The following is a 16,597-nucleotide window of genomic DNA, read 5'->3' as shown; positions in this document are numbered from 1 at the left end:
GAACGCGGTGGCGGAGTGTCAGGCGTCGTCGGAGAGATCGTTGAAGGGATCTGCGGCCGGGCCAAGTTCTTCGAACTCGCCCGGCCGACGACCGGTCAGTCTGTAGATCACCAGCCAGGCCTCGACGGCGGCGGCGACTGGACCGGGCACCGGCAATCCCGCGAACCAGCGCGACACCGATGACCGGTCCACACCCAGGGCCTCGGAGAGCCGGGACATCCAGCCCCGTTCTCCGAAGAGCGTGATCGCCGCCTGCCGAAGGACCTCCGGGGTCATCCTATCGGGCCTCGCTCATGAGCTGTTCGTGCTCACGCATAAAGCCCAGGACCGCCTCGGAGAAGCCGTCAATGTGCGTCCAACGGCCCCCAGAACCGTCGGAGTAACCGACTCCGTTCCGGGCGCTGGCGACATTGACCATGTAGGCCTTGGCCGCCTTCGGGTCCGGGACCTTGTCGGCCGACTGCTCGTCGGTGATGACGATCAGCCGGTCGTGCGGGACGCCATTGATCCGCTTGATCGCCGCGCCCAGGAGCGTGCCCCCGTGCGCCTGCGAGCGGATCACTGCGTCGACCCCGGCCATGCCCCGACGGGGCGGAACCTCCACCACCTCCTGGGAGAAGGTGAAGACCCGCACGTCGCCCGGGATGATCGAGGCCAGGGTGGCGGCCGCATCCATCCGGGTCAGGTCCGACTTGGCCGACAGCTTCCAGTCCATCGAACCGGAGACGTCGACCAGGACGAGGGTGCGCCCCTCGAACACCGGGGCTTCCAGCACGGTCTCGGCCAAAGCCTGATCGAGCCACGGCTCGAACCGCGGTGCCGCCCGGGCCGCGGCCACGTAGCGGAAGGGCAGAACCCGTTCCGCGCCGCGCCGCGCCAGGATGGCGTCCTTGACCAGCACCTCGTCGACGCCCGCCTGATCCATGTTCCGGAGGTTCCGGAGCAGGGCCAGGTAGCCGAGCTTGCGCTCGACCAGCAGGCGTTCGAAGCTGGCCTTCTTGTCGGCCCCGCCCGAGAGGGCGACCTCCCAGGTATCCGGAGACGGCAAGGACCGCTCGGCCACCTGCTTCCACAAGGCGGCCTGGGCTTCGTCCTTGGGCTTGGCGTGAACCAGGAACAGGACGTCGCGCAGTTTCACCGGCCCGTCGCGGTCATACTTGGCCAACTGATAGGCGTCGAACTTGCTAAAAGCGGTGGCGAGACCCTTCTTCATCTGCTTGCTCAACGGCTTGCGGCCGTGGCGCCAGTAGAGGCTCAGGAACTCACTCAGCTCGTCGGCCCGCTGGATGACCCGCGCGATGGTCTCCGAGACCAGCGACGTGCCCGACCCGGTCCGCGCCAGGGCGCAGAGCAGCATCAGCGGCGCGTGGCGCAGGTTGAACCGCTCACGGGCCTCGATCGCCAGTTCGGCGACGACGCTCGGCGCGACCTCGGTGGCCAGGGCGGCGATGCGGTCGGCGATGGCCAGGCCGTCCTCGTAGAACTCGTCCTCCCACAGGAGGCATGAGAGCACAGACCGGCGCAGCGACTGCTCCGCGTTGAGCTTGATGGCCGGGGCGCCCTCGAAGGTGACGTCGGGGCGCTTGGCGAAGATGTTGAAGCGCATGGCGCGCCTCCTTCCTGACGTCGTGTTGCGGGGCCGATCGGAGCGGGACGAGACGTCCAGAACCCCGATCGCCAGGCGGCGTCGGGGCTTAGGGTTTCAAACCCTCTGGACGGTATGGCTTCATCATCGAAGTCAGGGTCTCGTCTTCACCAAATCGGATCTTCGTCCAGCCGGCACCATCAGCGCCACCTGTCGAAGACCGGGGTTCTCTAATCCGTCTTGTTGCATAATGCAACAAGACGGATGGAAAAAGTTGTCGGCGGGGAATGAGCGGATCGGGAGGGCGCTTCCGCCGGACGTGTCAGCGTCCAGACCCAGTTGAGCTTTCACTCCGGCCGCCCTTTGTGCAGGTGACGAAGGACCCGATACCTGTCGCCGCCGCCGACGACCCGCCAGGGAAAATCGCATTTCGGACTGTCTCCTCGCGGAGACAACGGCGCCTGGCTTTCGCCCGCATACCGTCACCCGAAGAACCCGAAATGCTGCGCCACTGGCGGACTTTAGAAGACCCGACGGGGAAAATCGGAAGCGGAAGGTGCTCTACCAGACTGAGCTACGTGCGACTTTCGTCACACGGGAGGATTCGAACCTCCGACCACCTCGTTATGAGCGATGAACCCGCTCCCTGCACCACCATCGGCCCCGACGCCGAAACGCCGGGAGCGGTCGTATAACGACGGTCGTTGCGCCGTGCAACAAGAAATTGGGTGATAGGCGACGGCGGGGAATGTTCGGAAGCGGACATGCTCAAAGCTCTATCCACCTGAGCTACAGTGAACTCTCGTCCACTGGCGGGATTCGAACCCGCGACCGTTGAGTCCGAAGAAACCGCTTCCTGCGCCACCGCCGTCGAGCCAGCCATAGGGCTTGATGTTGCAAATTGCAACAAACACTCGGCGGTGCCGTGTCACGCCAGCGTTCTTCGGGGTTTCTGCGGGATACAATCGGCATCTCCGGAAAACTGCGGAGAAGCTCAAGAAGCTGGCGCACCCGACACGATTCGAACGTGTGACCTTTGCCTTCGGAGGGCAACGCTCTATCCAGCTGAGCTACGGGTGCTTCCACCTTGCGGGGAACGGCGTCTTAGCCGAAAGGCGCGGCCGGCGCAAACGGGCTTATGCGCCGATGATCATTCTGCACCCATATAGATGAAGCGGGCGATGAACAGGGCGGCCAGAACGTAAAGCAGCCAGTCGCTGGCCCGCGCCTGACCGCGCACCAGTTTCAGCGCCGCATAGCTGGTGATGCCGAAGGCCAGGCCGTTGGCGATCGAGAAGGTCAGGGGGATGGTGATCACGGTCAGGAAGGCCGGGATGGCCACCGTCGGGTCTTCCCAGTCCACCTCCTTCAGCGCGCCGATCATCATGGCACCGACCAGGATCAGGGCCGGGGCGGTGGCCGCCGTCGGAATGGCCTGGACCAGGGGCGCGAAGAACAGGGTCAGCAGGAACAGCAGGCCCACCACGACAGCCGTCAGGCCGGTGCGGCCGCCGGCCTGCACGCCCGATGCGCTCTCGATATAGCTGACCACGGTGCTGGTGCCGGCCAGCGAGCCGGCGATGGTGGCCACCGAATCGGCGGTCAGGATGCGGTTGAGGCGCGGGATCGAGCCGTCGGGCTCGACGAGGCCCGCCTTCTTGGTGACCGCCACCAGCGTGCCGACATTGTCGAACAGGTCGACGAACAGGAAGACGAAGATGATCTCGGCCAGGGTCATGGCCATCGCCACCCCGCCTTTTCCACCGCCCAGATTCAGGGCGGCCGGAATATCGAGCTGGAAGGCGGTGGCCGACAGTTCGGCCAGGCTGTAGCCGCCGGGCGCGATCTTCGACAGGCCCATGAGCCAGCCCAGGGCGGCGACCAGCAGGATGCCGATCAGGATCGCGCCCTTGACCCGCCAGGCCATCAGGGCACCGATGATCACCAGACCCACGAGGGCCAGCACGGCTGTGGGCTTGGTCAGATCGCCCAGGCCCACCAGGGTGGCGGGATTGGCGACGATGACGCCGGCCTCCTTCAGGCCGATGAAGGCGATGAACAGACCAACCCCCGCCGCCACGGCCGAGAACAGCGGCCGGGGAATGGCCCCGACGATCAGTTGGCGGATGCCCGCGACGGTCAGCACCAGGAAGGCGACGCCGGACAGGAACACGCAGCCCAGGGCCGTCTGCCAGGGCACCCCCATGCCGATCACGACGGTGTAGGTGAAATAGGCGTTCAACCCCATGCCGGGGGCCAGGGCGATGGGATAGTTGGCGATCAGCCCCATCAGGATGCAGCCGATGCCGGCCGCCAGGCAGGTGGCGGCGGCCACGGCGGCCACCGGCATGCCCGCCTCGCCCAGGATCGCCGGGTTGACGATGACGATATAGGCCATGGTCAGGAAGGTCGTCAGCCCGGCCAGCGCTTCGGTGCGCAGGCTCGTGCCATGGGCCTTCAGGCCGAACTGCTTTTCCAGAAAACCCATACGCCAACCCCCGCTTTACCGTCGGAGTGTTGGCGGGCCGCTGCAGCGAAGGCAAGGCTTGGCGAGGCTTGAGGTCCCAGGGTCGCCCCCAGGGTGGCTCCGCGCCTAGTCCTTGGTCGGATCAGCCGCGTTCGGATCGCCATAGGTCAGGGAGACGAAGACGTCTTCCAGGTCGGGGTCTTCGGTAGCGATGTCCTTGATGCGCAGGCCCGTGGCGCGCACGGCGGCCAGCACCTGTTCGACGCTGGACTGGCCGGTGCGATACGAGACCGCGAATGCGCCGCCGGCCCGGATCTTTGTGTCGAAGCCGGCCAGGACAGGCGCGACGCTTACCGGCTCCTCGGGCGTGACCACCACGTTACGGCTGTCCATGCGCTTGAGCAGCGTCGCGGTCGGCTCGCAGGCCACCACCTCGCCGCGATTGACGATGGCGATCTGGTCGCACAGCTCCTGGGCTTCTTCGAGGTAATGGGTGGTCAGCACAATGGTGACGCCCAGCTCGTTGAGGCCTTTTACATAGGCCCACAGCTGACGGCGCAGTTCGACATCGACCCCGGCAGTGGGCTCGTCAAGGATCAGCACCGGCGGCTGGTGGACCATGGCCTTGGCCACCATCAGACGGCGCTTCATGCCGCCAGACAGCTGACGCACATAGGCATTGGCCTTGTCCGACAGGCCCAGCGCGCTGAGCAGTTCATCGGTGCGGCGCTCGCTCTTGGGCACGCCATACATGCCGGCCTGCACGTCCAGCGATTCGCGGGGCGTGAAGAACACGTCGGTGGCCAGTTCCTGGGGCACCACCCCAATGGCGGCGCGGGCGTCGCGCGGGCGCTGGTCGATGTCGCGGCCCCAGATCCGCACCGTGCCGCTGGTCTTGCGGGTCAGGCCGGCCAGGATGTTGATGAAGGTCGACTTGCCGGCGCCATTGGGCCCCAGCAGGCCGAAGATCGAGCCGCGCGGCACCTTCAGGTCGATCCCGTTCAGGGCGCGCTTTTCCGCAGAGGTCTTGGTGGCGGCGTAGGTCTTGAACAGCCCTTCGGCTTCGATGGCGTAGGCGGGCAGGTCCATGGAACGTCCAGACAGGTCCCAGGCGGGACAATACGGCAGGGAGAGCGCGCGGCTTGAATTGACGGCGGCGCGACAGGTCGCATAGGTATGCCTGCATCGCCGCCACGCCAAGGCCGCGTCCAGATTTCAAGGGTTTTTCCAACATGGCGCGCAAGGCCAAGACCGAAACCACGATAACTCCGACCGCCCTGGACGTCACCGTGACCGCCGTGGGCGCAGGTCCCGCGCCGGAGACCATCATGGTCCGCTCGCACCGCATCGCCTGCGACGGCGTCGGCGGGGCCCTGGGCCATCCGCGCGTCTGGCTGGAACTGGGCGAGGCCGGCTTTGTCGACTGCCCCTATTGCGACCGCCGCTTCGTGGCGGCCACGGCGGCAGGCCACGACGAGCACGAGCAGCTCGCGCCGGGCGTCTATGAAGGCGCCGGCGGCCACTAGGTCGTGACCGACGACAGCGCACCCTCCAATCGTGCCGCCAGCCTGGCCGAGGCCTGGGCGGCGGCGCAATGGCCGCATGAGGCGCCGGTGCTGCGCGCCATCGCCATGCCGTCCGACACCAATCCGGAAGGCGACATCTTCGGCGGCTGGCTGCTGTCGCAGATGGACCTGGCGGCGGCGTCCATCGCCTTTCACCGCGCGGCGGGCCGCTGTGCCACCATCGCCATCGACGGCATGACCTTCATCAGCCCGGTGTTCGTCGGCGACGAGGTCAGCCTGTTTGCGCGCGTCGTCCATACCGGCCGCACCTCGCTGAAGGTGCAGGTCGAGGCCTGGCGCCGCCGTCGCGACGGCGAGCAGGCCCACAAGGTGACCGAGGGCGTCTTCACCTTCGTGGCCATCGACGACAACCGCAAATCGCGGCCCCTGCCCTGAGCTTTGGCCTGATTTGGGGCCTGATTTGGGGCCTGATCTAGGGTTTCGGCTGGGCGGCCAGAATTTCCGTCCGCTCGGCGCAGCCCTTCAGGGTCTCGCCGGCGACCGACACCTGCGCGAAATAGCCATAGTCGCGGTCGGACATGCCGTCCGAGCAGGCACCAGGCGTCAGGCGCACCACCAGCCGGCCGGCGTCGGACTCCCAGACACCCTGCTCGCCGTCCAGCCGCACGCCCGGATTGGGGTTGCTGATCTCGGGATGGTCCGGGCGGGTCAGGGCAAGGCCTGCGGCGCGGATCTTCACGCTCCAGAACGGCTCGGTTCCGATGACATCGAAGTCGCCTGCATAGTCGGGCGCCGCCGAAGCCGGCGCATCGGCCGGGGCGGCGGCCTCTTCCGAGGCCCCCATCGGCCCCTGCCCGCAAGCCGCCAGGGTGAGGGCGAGAGCAAGCATGGCGGCGGTGCGAAACATGGAGCGGCTATCCCGGTCGGTGTCGGAGAGGCTAGACTCAGCCAGCATGACTCGGAAAGCCACCCGCACCTTCCTGGAATTCTTCGCTGGCGGCGGTATGGCCCGCATCGGCCTAGGGGAAGGCTGGTCATGCGCCTTCGCCAATGATTTCGACCCGGTGAAGGCAGCCACCTACCGCGCCAATTTCGCCGACGCAGAAGAGCACTTTCATGAGGGTGACGTCTGGGCCATGGCCCCCGATGCTCTGCCCACTGCGGACCTGGCCTGGGCCTCCAGTCCCTGCCAGGACTTCAGCCTGGCCGGGGCGCGGGCGGGGCTGAGCGGCGGGCGGTCCTCGGCCTTTTTCGGCTTCTGGAAGCTGATGCAGGCCCTGAATGCGCAGGGGCGCGGCCCTGACACGCTGGTCGTCGAGAACGTCGTCGGACTGCTGACCTCGCACGACGGACGCGACTTCACCGCGCTCTGCCAGGCCCTGGCCGACGAAGGCTATCGGTTCGGGGCTCTGGAGATCGATGCGGCGCGCTTTACCCCGCAATCGCGGCCCCGCGTGTTCGTGATCGCCACCCGCAAGCCGGTCGAGAGCCTGGGCGGCCCTAGCCCTTTCCAGACCCGCGCCGTCAAGGCAGCCCATGAGCGCCTGCCTGATGCGCTGAAGACCAGTTGGATCTGGTGGGGACTTGATGCGCCGCCCGCCCGCAACACCGACCTTGCCGCCCTGCTGGAACCCGACATCACCGCCCGCTGGAGTCCGCCGCAGCGGACCGCAGCCCTGCTGGCCCTGATGGCGCCGGCCCACCGGGCCGCCGTCGAGGTCCGCATCCACAGCGGCGAGCGCGCGGTCGGGGCGGTGTTCAAGCGGATGCGCAATGGCGAGCAGCGGGCCGAGGTGCGGTTCGACGGCCTGGCCGGTTGCCTGCGCACACCGCGCGGCGGCTCCTCGCGCCAGACCCTGCTGGTGATTGACGGTGGCGAGGTTCGCTCGCGCCTGATCAGCCCGCGCGAGGGCGCAAGACTGATGGGCCTGCCCGACGGCTATGCCCTGCCCGGCAGCCAGACGGCCGGCCTGCACGTGATCGGCGATGGCGTCGCGCCGCCCGTGGTGCGCTGGCTGGCAGAGCGCCTGCTGGAGCCCCTGGTCGATAGCAAATCTGCAAGCCTCGCCGCCGAATGACCCGCTGACAGGCAAAACCCCACGGCCTAAGGTGAGTTTAAACACGCCAACCTGAAGCGAGATCTTCCCATGGCCGAAGCCAACGCCCCCTATGATGCGGCTCGCTACAAGCGCGCAGGACGCGGCAAGATCTATGACTCGATCCTGGACACCATCGGCGACACCCCGCTGATCCGGCTTCCGCGCCTGTCGGCGCAGATCCAGCCCAAGGGCGAGGTCGTGGCCAAGCTGGAGTTCTTCAACCCGCTGTCGTCGGTCAAGGACCGGATCGGCGTGTCGCTGATCGAGAGCCTGGAAGCCCAGGGCCTGATCCAGCCGGGTGCCACCATCGTCGAGCCCACCAGCGGCAACACCGGCATCGCCCTGGCCTTCGTGGCCGCCGCCAAGGGCTACAAGCTGATCCTGGTCATGCCCGAGAGCATGTCGATCGAGCGCCGCAAGATGCTGCTGCTGCTGGGTGCCAAGCTGGAACTGACCCCGGCCGAAAAGGGCATGCGCGGCGCTGTCGCCCGCGCCCAGGAGATCATCGAGGCCACCCCCGGCGCGGTGATGCCGCAACAGTTCGAGAACGGCGCCAACCCGCTGATCCACCGTGTCTCGACGGCCGAAGAGATCTGGAATGACACTGCCGGCGCAGTGGACGCCGTGGTCTCGGGCGTCGGCACCGGCGGCACCATTTCCGGCGTCGGCCAGGTGCTGAAGGCCCGCAAGCCCGGCCTGAAGATGGTCGCGGTCGAGCCGGAAGCCTCGGCCGTGCTGTCGGGCGGCGCGCCTGGCCCGCACAAGATCCAGGGCATCGGGGCCGGCTTCGTGCCCGGCATCCTGGATCGTGGGGTGATCGACGACATCGTTCAGGTCAGCAATGACGACGCCTTCGCCATGGCTCGCCGCTCGGCCGCCGTCGAGGGCCTGCCGGTCGGTATCAGCTCGGGCGCGGCCCTGACCGCCGCCTTCGACCTGGCCCTGCGTGACGACTATGCCGGCAAACTGATCGTGGCGATCATCCCCAGCTTCGCCGAACGCTACCTGTCCACGGCCCTGTTCGAAGGGCTTTAAGCCTTGCGCGGCGTCGCCTCCGAAGGCGGAGCGACGCCGCTAACGTCCCATGATCACCGATGTCCATGACACGGCCAGGCGCTCGGCATTGCAGGCGCGACTGGCGATAGCGCTGGATCAGGCGGCCGCCGAGCGCGCGACTTCGGGCAGCACCTGACTGAGCGCGGCGTGAAGCTCCAAAGGATCGATCGGCTTGGCCACATGAGCGTTCATGCCGACGGCGAGGCATGAGTCCCAATCCTTCGACGTGGCCGAGGCTGTGACGGCGATCACCGGCGTATTGCAATTGGGACCGGCGTTCGCGCGCAGCGCCCTCGTAACGTCGCGCCCGTCCATGCCGGGCATGTAGAGGTCCATCAGGACCGCGTCGAACACCTCTGTGTGGAGAAGCTCGAGGGCTTCCTCGCCGGACTCGGCCAGGGTGGCCTCGATCCCAAACGGCTGCAGGACCAGTTCGATGGCCCGGCGATTGACCACATGGTCGTCGACCACCAGTACCCGCGCGCCTGCGATGGAGCTGGCTTCCGCGACAGGCCCAGGGGCCTCGGCCATATCCAGGGTCAGGGTCAGGGTGAAGGTCGCTCCCTCGCCCGGCGCGCTGACCGCTGTCAGGTCGCCGCCCATCATCCGGGCGAACTGTCGGCTGATCACCAGACCAAGGCCCGAGCCGCCGTGCTGGCGCACGATGGAGGCGTCCAGTTGCTCGAAGGGCGTGAACAGGCGCGGCAGCAAGGCCGGCGGGATGCCTGGACCGGTATCGACCACCGCCACGCTCAGCCGAGCGGTCAAGCCGTCGCTGTCGCAGAGCAGGCGCACGGTCACGTCGCCCTGCCGGGTGAACTTGACGGCGTTGGACAGCAGATTGTTGAGCACCTGACGCAGTCGCATGCCGTCGCCGGCCACCCAGCGCGGCATGTTGGCGACGCCCTCGACCCGCAGCCTCAGGCCCTTGCGGGCCGCCTCGGGTCGCCACAGGCGCAGGGTGTCGGCCAGGGTCTGGCGCAGATTGAACGGGGCCTTTTCAACCACCATGCGCCCCGCCTCAAGGCGAGAGAAGTCCAGCAGGTCATTGAGCAGGGTCCGCATCAGACCGCCCGCATCGGTGATCAGCTGGGCGTGGACCTTGGAACTGGCCTCGGGAACCTCGCTGTGCAGGCGGGCGGCGCCGGCCAGGATAGCGCTGATCGGCGTGCGCAGCTCATGACTGATCATCGCGACGAAGGCGGACTTGGCGGCGACGGCTTCCTCGGCTTCGTGGCGGCGCTGTTCAGCCTCGCGCTTGGCGTCGGCCTCGGCCTTGAGTGCGGCTGCAAGGGTTCGGCTCGCCACGGCGACCGAGGCCACCAGCAGCAGCGCCCCGAACCATAGGGCGTTGGCCAGGGGAGAGTCGGGATTGGCCGCCCTGCCGATAAACGGCACGATCATCAGATAGATCACGTGCGGCGCCGCCGCCGCCACGGTGGCCGACCTCAGACTGCCATTGACGACGATGACGTTCAGCAGGGCCCCGGCCAGCAGCATCGCGCCGAGACTGGGCGCGAACCGCTGGTGCGAGGCGAACAGTGGCAGAGCCAGGGCTCCGAAGATCGCCGAGGCGATGAACGGCGTCACCGCCATCGCAACACGTCGCCAGCGCGGCTGCGACACATCTGGATTGGCTGCAAACGGCTGCGAAACCCATAGCTCGATCCCTTGGGCCACGGCGTAGAGCACCGCCCACACCCAGACCCATTCCATATGAATGAAGACATCAAGAATAACCGCGATCATCGCGGCGGACCCCAGGCGCAGATAGATGTTGCTCCGCCGCAACACGGCTGCGCGCGCAAAATCCCTCTGCGATTGGTTCGCCTGCATCGGCGACTGTCCCCCGGCTGACCGCGTGTTCTTGTCCTGGTCGGACAGTCAAGCCGCCGAAGGATTAGGATGATATGAAAGAATGCCGTTCCGTCAATGGGCACCCCGTCGCGACACAGACGGGCGGAGAGCCAATTTCGTGGTAAAATCATCCCCCACAGAAGGCCTGAAGGGTGGAACGTGCCCGTTGGCGACTGGCGTCAGGGACGCGGGCCAAAGGCGCGGTCAAGATCGGCCGCGTCCACACCGTCGATCTCCAAGCGCTTGAGGCGGGCGGTCGCACCCGCCGCCAGGCGGATCGCCGAGCGAGGAACCTTCAAGGTCTTGGCGAGAAAAGCGATCAGGGCGGCGTTGGCCTCGCCCTCGACCGGTGCGCTGCTGACCCGGACCTTCAGATAGGGCCGGCCATCAGAGTCCAGCGCCCAGCCGTCCGCGCCGTCTCGCCCGCCGCGCGGGGTCAGGCGGACGGCCAGAAGCATGGATCAGCTAAAGAGATTCTGAAGGTACCTCTGAAGCACCGGTAGCAATCCGTTACCTCTGTCCGTCAGCCCGGTGATGATCAACAGCACGATAATCGCGCTGATATCGACGCCGCCTAGCGGTGGGATCAAACGCTGGAAGGGTCGCAATACAGGCGCCGTAACCCGATCCAAGAAACTCACCACCTGATAGGCGGCCGGGTTGCGCAGGTTGATCACCTCAAAGGCCACCAACCAGCTGAGGACCGCAGAGATGATGACTGCCCACCACAACAACTTGAGGAGAGAAATCACGATGAAGAAGACAAAGAAGATGATAGCGGCCATGGGTTTCCCGTCCGAGTCCTTCGCTTCTTGCCGCGCCTTGGGCCCGCTGGCAAGCGAAGCTCAACGCGCCGGCTTGACGCGGGCCACGCCCCGCCTTATTCCCGCGCTTCCTTGGGGCCGTAGCTCAGATGGTAGAGCGCCTCGTTCGCAATGAGGAGGTCAGGGGTTCGATTCCCCTCGGCTCCACCAAGGACCTCTTCCAAACTCAGGCCCATACTGTTCGTGCGGTTGCCGCAGACGGCCTGCTATGGCGTTCGTCGCGCAAGTTCATGCCTCGGCAGATCAGCAGCGCGTCATTCTGACGCAGCTGGCAGATTGAGCCGCCTCACGCGGCCCGCGACGTCACGCCGCAGCAAAGCCCCTTCACCGTTAACGGGATTTCCGGCTTCCGCGCCCATTGTCGCCGCAAGCGTTCGACAGAAATTCGCTGCGCGGGATGGCGAGAATGCACACCACCCTTAATCACGCTCCAGCCCTTCGCATGGCAGGGCGCGTGGCTGGACTTCTGGCCGGCCTGTCTGCTCTGGCGATGTCGGGCCCGGCCTTGGCCGAAGAGTCCGCCACCCCGGCTCTGGACCTGAGCATAGGCTACACCGCCGACCTGACGGGCGTTGTCGATGGCGGCCTGGCCCGGCGCGGTCGTCTGCTGGACAATCTTGAAATTGGCGCGGACCTGGACCTGGACAAGGCGTTCGGCTGGACGGGGGCGACGGCCCACATGCTGTTGCTCAACAACAGCGGTGGCATGCCCAATGACGATGCCGGCACAGCCCAGGGCGTCGACAATATCGAGGTCTCGCGCCACCGTACGCGCCTGTTCGAGGCCTGGGTGCAGCAGGACTTCGCCGGCGCGGCCGCGTCGGTTCGGGCCGGGCTCTATGACCTCAACAGCGAGTTTTATGCCAATGACAGCGCCGGCCTGCTGATCGCGCCGGCCTTCGGGATCGGCTCGGAGCTGGCCGCCACCGGAGCCAACGGCCCGTCGATCTTCCCGTCCACCGCCCTGGCCGTGCGGCTGAAGTGGTCGCCGCGCGAGGATCTCTATGTCCAGGCCGCCGCTTTGAACGCCTCGGCCGGCGTGCTGGGCGACCCGGACGGCATCGACACCTCGTTCCACGACGGCGCCCTGCTGATCGCCGAGGCGGGCTGGAGCGGCGCGGGCAAGATCGCCGCCGGCGCATGGCGCTATACCCGCCAGCAGGACGACATCCGTAAGGTGGACCTTGCGGGGGCCCCCGCCCATCGCGACGCCCAGGGCTTCTATCTGTTGGCCGAGCATCCCGTCGCCGGAAGCCCGGACGGGCCCCGCCGCGCCACCGCCTTCGCACGCCTGGGCGTGTCGGACGGCGACACGACCGATTTCGCCGGCGGCTGGCAGGCCGGCGTTCTGGTCGAGCAGCTGTTCGCCGGCCGTCCCGACAGCGCGCTCTCGTTCGGGATGAACCAGGCGTACTTCTCCGACAAGGCCCGCGCCAATGTGCTTGACGCGGGCGGGAGCCTGAAGCGGGCAGAGACCGCTTTCGAGCTGACCTATGCCGACACCTTCGGTCCGGTCACCGTGCAGCCGGACCTGCAGTATGTGATCGACCCGGCCGGCGACGCCGCCATCGGTCACGCCGTGATCGCCGCCCTGCGGATCAGCTTCGGTTTCTGAACAACTGCCACAATAACGCGCGAGCGACGTCGGAGCTGTTTCCTTCCTTCGCCGATGCCGCTACGACTGGCATATGACCACGACCGAATGCGGGCGGCGGCGCTTCTGGCTCCGTCGGACCCTGGGCCCCACCTGTTCTGTATGACGCTCCTGACTTGATCGGGCGAGCAGCCGCGCATGCGGCGATTGAACGGCTGCGGCCGTCGGCGACTTTCACGGAACATCCTTCATGACCACCACCACACCCGATTGGGCCCAGCGTTTCAGCCAGCGCATGAGCCGCGTCCGCGCCAGCGAGATCCGCGAGCTGCTGAAGCTGCTGGACCAGCCCGACATCCTGTCTTTCGCGGGCGGCATTCCCAACCCGATGCTGTTCCCCACCGAACGGGTCCAGGCCAGCTATGACGCCATCCTGTCCGACCCCGTGCAGGCGGCGCAGGCCCTGCAGTATTCGGTCAGCGAGGGCTATCTGCCCCTGCGCCAGTGGATCGCAGAACGCATGACCCGCGACGGCGTGCCGTGCGATGCGAACAACATCATGCTGACGGCCGGCTCGCAGCAGGCGCTGGACCTGCTGGGCAAGCTGTTCCTCAGCCAGGGCGATACGGTGATGGTGGCCCGGCCCACCTATCTGGGGGCTCTTCAGGCCTTCAACGGCTATGAGCCCGATTACTTGGATCTGCCAGAGGGTGCTCTGGAAGATCCTAGCTCGCTCCACCTTCCCTCGATGGAACAAGGCGCCCTGGGCTATTTCGTGCCCGACTTCGCCAACCCCACCGGCCAGAGCCTGACCCTGGCCGAGCGCGAAGCCCTGCTGGACCTGGCCGAACAGCTGGACATGACCCTGATCGAGGACGGCGCCTATCGCGAACTGCGCTTCACCGACCAGGCCCTGCCCACCCTTCTGGCGCTGGATATCGCCCGCTCGGGCTCCATCGAGGCGGCGCGGACGGTGTTCTGCGGCACGCTGTCCAAGACCCTGACCCCCGCCCTGCGGATCGGCTGGGTCTGCGGGCCAAGCGCGGTGATCGAGAAGCTGGTCCTGCTGAAACAGGGTGCCGATCTGCACGTCTCGACCATCAACCAGATGGTCGCCTACCGCGCTGTCTCGGAAGGCTACGAACAGCACCTGGGCCTGCTGCGCAACACCTATGCGGCGCGCGCGCGCACCCTGTTGTCGGCCCTGGAGCGGCACATGCCCAAGGGCGTCAGCTGGACAACCCCGCAGGGCGGCATGTTCGTCTGGGTGCGCCTGCCCGAGGGCATGGACGGCAAGGTGCTGCTGGAACGGGCCCTGGCTGAGGAGCGCGTGGCCTTTGTGCCGGGCGAGCCGTTCTTCGCCGAGGTTCCCACCGCCAACGCCATTCGCCTCAGCTACTCCCTGCCCGGCGACGAGCAGATCGAGGACGGCGTAGCGCGGCTGGGTCGCCTGATCGCCCGCATGGCCTGAAACGGAAAAGGGCTCCCCGGTCACCCGGAGAGCCCTTGTCGGTTAGGCCTGAGCCGAAGATCAGAACTCTTCCCAGTCTTCCTTGACCGCGACGGCAGCCGAACTGCGGCCTGGTCGAACGGCGGTGACCGGGCGTGAGCGCTGCACTGGCGCAGCCGGCACCCTCACCGTCGCCGAAACGCCTTCATCCACCTTGAAGCGACCGACCAGACTGGCCAGTTCACTGGCTTCGCCCTTCAGGGCGTGGGTCGCAGCGGTGGCCTGCTCGACCATGGCGGCGTTCTGTTGCACCACCTGGTCCATCTGATTCACCGCGATATTGACCTCTTGCAGGCCCGTGGACTGCTCGTTGGCCGAGGCGGCGATCGCATTGACCAGGGTGTCGATCGAAGCGACCTGATCCACAATCCGTTGCAGGGCTTCGCCGGTCTGACCGACCAGATTGACGCCCGCGCCGACCTGTTGGGTCGAGGTCGAGATCAGGATCTTGATTTCCTTGGCGGCGTCGGCAGAGCGCTGGGCCAGGGCCCGCACTTCCTGGGCGACGACGGCGAAGCCGCGACCGGCCTCACCCGCACGGGCCGCCTCAACGCCGGCGTTCAGGGCCAAAAGGTTGGTCTGGAAGGCGATCTCATCGATGACGCCGATGATGTTGCCGACCTTCTGCGAAGAGCCCTCGATCTCGGTCATGGCCGAGACAGCCTGGCTGACGATCTCGCCCGAGCGCTGGGCGTCGCCGCGCGCGGCGGCCACAACCTGTGAGGCTTCCTTGGCACCGGCGGCGGTCTTGCGGACCGTGGCGGTGATCTCGTCCAGCGCCGCAGCGGTCTCTTCCAGGCTGGCGGCCTGTTGCTCGGTCCGGCGCGACAGGTCATCGGAAGCCTGGGCGATCTCGTCGGCCCCGGCGCTGACGCCGCCGGTGGTGCTGGAGATGCTCTTCATCGCATCCTGCAGACGGCTGGCAGCGGCGTTGAAGTCGGTCTTCAGTTGCTGGGCCTTGGGTGCGAAAGCCACGCTGATGCGATGAGTCAGGTCGCCGCTGGCCAGACGATCCAGGGCTTCGGCCAGGGCACCGATGGTCACAGCGTCGGCCTGTGCGTCGGTAGCCTTGTCAGCCTCGTGCTCGGCCCGCTCACGCTCGGCCTGGGCGCGCTGGTGAGCCGAGTCAGACTCCAGGCGTTCCTTGGCGATGGCGGCTTCCTTGAAGGTGGTGACGGCGGCAGCCATCTGGCCGATTTCGTCCCGGCGGCCCGCAGCAGGCACGTCGACCGTGTGGTCGCCCGAGGCCAGGCGGCGCATGGCGGCGGTCATGGCGGCGACCGGCGCAGCGATGCCACCACTCAGCAGCAGTCCGCCGCCGATGGCGATGGCCACCGTGATCAGGATGCCGATGGCCAGGGTCAGGGTCGAGGCCGCCGAGGCCTTTTCCTGAGCGGCCGCCTCGGCGGCGAGAACGCCTTCAGCATCCTTCACAATGGCTTCAATAGCGTTTTCGACAGGCTCCACGGCCTTGTCGGCGACGCCGTCATGCTTGACCAACTCGACCGCCTGAGGCCGGGTCGCGGGATCAGCGCCGAGGATCTCGCCCGGCTCAATGGCCTGCTTGCGGAAATCGGCGTAGGCGGCCTCAACGGCGGCGATGCGATCCAGGCTGGCCTTGTCGCCGTCGGCCAGGGTCTTGAGCTCCTGCAGGGCCGCCAGGAACTTGGGCTTGTGAGCCTCTTCGAGGCGCTTGACGTAGTAGTCATCGCCCGAAAGCAGGAAGCCGCGCAGCGAGTTCTCCTGCCGCGTCAGGCGGAAAGCAGCCGTATCGGCCGCGCGAAGCGACTCGTAGGCCCGCCCGGTCCTGGAAACCGACTCTTCAAAACCCGCCTTGTTGGCATAGAGCGCGCCGCCCATGAGCATGATGGTCGCGAGCATGACGGCGAAGACGGCCATCAATTTATGCGGGATTTTCAGGTCGCCAAACGACACGGCCACTCTCCAGAGTTTAACTGCGCAGCGCCGAAACCTTAAGTAACGCAGGTAGTTAACCTGAAGAGCCAAGGCGCGCGCTCGGCCTAGCTGTGCCGCTCCAGCCCCTTCCAACCCATTAACTGCATTGTGGCAGAGTGTCGC

General features: G+C 66.9%; 15 protein-coding genes and 2 tRNA genes. 7 read left to right on the top strand and 10 right to left on the bottom strand.

Annotated elements, in window-relative coordinates; genetic code table 11:
* Positions 1 to 18: 18 nt before the first annotated feature.
* The 5 genes from ACW179_RS08190 to ACW179_RS08170 all read right to left on the bottom strand — a co-directional run bounded on the left by ACW179_RS08190 (position 19) and on the right by ACW179_RS08170 (position 5,141).
* Positions 19 to 219 carry a hypothetical protein gene (locus tag ACW179_RS08190; protein ID WP_492063802.1) on the bottom strand — a complete coding sequence of 67 codons (201 nt, stop codon included), beginning with the start codon at positions 217 to 219 and terminating at the stop codon, positions 19 to 21.
* 58 nt (positions 220 to 277) lie between these two features.
* Complete coding sequence (locus tag ACW179_RS08185) at positions 278 to 1,606, bottom strand: TROVE domain-containing protein (protein WP_492063801.1); 1,329 nt, start codon at positions 1,604 to 1,606, stop codon at positions 278 to 280.
* A 982-nt stretch (positions 1,607 to 2,588) separates the two neighbouring features.
* Positions 2,589 to 2,665, bottom strand: a tRNA-Arg gene (locus tag ACW179_RS08180).
* 70 nt (positions 2,666 to 2,735) lie between these two features.
* A complete protein-coding gene (locus ACW179_RS08175) occupies positions 2,736 to 4,073 on the bottom strand; it encodes an NCS2 family permease (protein ID WP_492063800.1) in 1,338 nt (445 codons plus the stop codon).
* A gap of 105 nt (positions 4,074 to 4,178) precedes the next feature.
* On the bottom strand, positions 4,179 to 5,141 hold the full coding sequence (locus ACW179_RS08170; protein ID WP_492063799.1) for an ABC transporter ATP-binding protein: 963 nt from the start codon (positions 5,139 to 5,141) through the stop codon (positions 4,179 to 4,181).
* A 239-nt stretch (positions 5,142 to 5,380) separates the two neighbouring features.
* Between ACW179_RS08170 and ACW179_RS08165 the strand changes: the two genes are divergently transcribed.
* The gene (locus ACW179_RS08165; protein ID WP_492064273.1) at positions 5,381 to 5,578 is read left to right on the top strand and encodes a zinc-finger domain-containing protein; all 198 of its coding nucleotides are present in this window, start codon (positions 5,381 to 5,383) and stop codon (positions 5,576 to 5,578) included.
* 87 nt (positions 5,579 to 5,665) lie between these two features.
* Positions 5,666 to 6,013 (top strand): acyl-CoA thioesterase, encoded by a 348-nt coding sequence (locus tag ACW179_RS08160; protein WP_492064272.1) that lies wholly within the window; start codon positions 5,666 to 5,668, stop codon positions 6,011 to 6,013.
* 37 nt (positions 6,014 to 6,050) lie between these two features.
* On the opposite strand, the gene ACW179_RS08155 is transcribed toward ACW179_RS08160, so the two are convergent.
* A complete protein-coding gene (locus ACW179_RS08155) occupies positions 6,051 to 6,485 on the bottom strand; it encodes a COG3650 family protein (protein WP_492063798.1) in 435 nt (144 codons plus the stop codon).
* A gap of 46 nt (positions 6,486 to 6,531) precedes the next feature.
* Between ACW179_RS08155 and ACW179_RS08150 the strand changes: the two genes are divergently transcribed.
* Both ACW179_RS08150 and cysK read left to right on the top strand, forming a co-directional pair.
* A complete protein-coding gene (locus ACW179_RS08150) occupies positions 6,532 to 7,656 on the top strand; it encodes a DNA cytosine methyltransferase (protein WP_492063797.1) in 1,125 nt (374 codons plus the stop codon).
* A gap of 69 nt (positions 7,657 to 7,725) precedes the next feature.
* A complete protein-coding gene (cysK, locus tag ACW179_RS08145; protein ID WP_492063796.1) occupies positions 7,726 to 8,712 on the top strand; it encodes a cysteine synthase A in 987 nt (328 codons plus the stop codon).
* A gap of 117 nt (positions 8,713 to 8,829) precedes the next feature.
* On the opposite strand, the gene ACW179_RS08140 is transcribed toward cysK, so the two are convergent.
* The 3 genes from ACW179_RS08140 to ACW179_RS08130 all read right to left on the bottom strand — a co-directional run bounded on the left by ACW179_RS08140 (position 8,830) and on the right by ACW179_RS08130 (position 11,375).
* The gene (locus ACW179_RS08140; protein WP_492063795.1) at positions 8,830 to 10,482 is read right to left on the bottom strand and encodes an ATP-binding protein; all 1,653 of its coding nucleotides are present in this window, start codon (positions 10,480 to 10,482) and stop codon (positions 8,830 to 8,832) included.
* Between the two features lie 287 nt (positions 10,483 to 10,769).
* Positions 10,770 to 11,048: a DUF167 family protein gene (locus ACW179_RS08135; RefSeq protein WP_492063794.1), complete on the bottom strand. Its 279-nt coding sequence runs from the start codon at positions 11,046 to 11,048 to the stop codon at positions 10,770 to 10,772.
* Between the two features lie 3 nt (positions 11,049 to 11,051).
* Entirely contained in the window at positions 11,052 to 11,375 is a 324-nt protein-coding gene (locus ACW179_RS08130) for a YggT family protein (protein ID WP_492063793.1), read from the bottom strand.
* 113 nt (positions 11,376 to 11,488) lie between these two features.
* Between ACW179_RS08130 and ACW179_RS08125 the strand changes: the two genes are divergently transcribed.
* The 3 genes from ACW179_RS08125 (at position 11,489) to ACW179_RS08115 (ending at position 14,479) form a co-directional block, all read left to right on the top strand.
* Positions 11,489 to 11,564, top strand: a tRNA-Ala gene (locus ACW179_RS08125).
* 256 nt (positions 11,565 to 11,820) lie between these two features.
* Entirely contained in the window at positions 11,821 to 13,029 is a 1,209-nt protein-coding gene (locus tag ACW179_RS08120; protein ID WP_492063792.1) for a carbohydrate porin, read from the top strand.
* A 229-nt stretch (positions 13,030 to 13,258) separates the two neighbouring features.
* Entirely contained in the window at positions 13,259 to 14,479 is a 1,221-nt protein-coding gene (locus tag ACW179_RS08115) for an aminotransferase-like domain-containing protein (protein ID WP_492063791.1), read from the top strand.
* A gap of 60 nt (positions 14,480 to 14,539) precedes the next feature.
* Here ACW179_RS08115 and ACW179_RS08110 read toward each other — a convergent pair whose 3' ends face one another.
* Entirely contained in the window at positions 14,540 to 16,453 is a 1,914-nt protein-coding gene (locus ACW179_RS08110) for a methyl-accepting chemotaxis protein (protein ID WP_492063790.1), read from the bottom strand.
* Positions 16,454 to 16,597: the final 144 nt, after the last annotated feature.

The sequence above is a fragment of the Caulobacter sp. AVps18 genome (assembly GCF_058681425.1).
The sequence above is the reverse complement of the archived record's forward strand: the minus strand, read 5'-3'. Positions and strand labels throughout refer to the sequence as shown.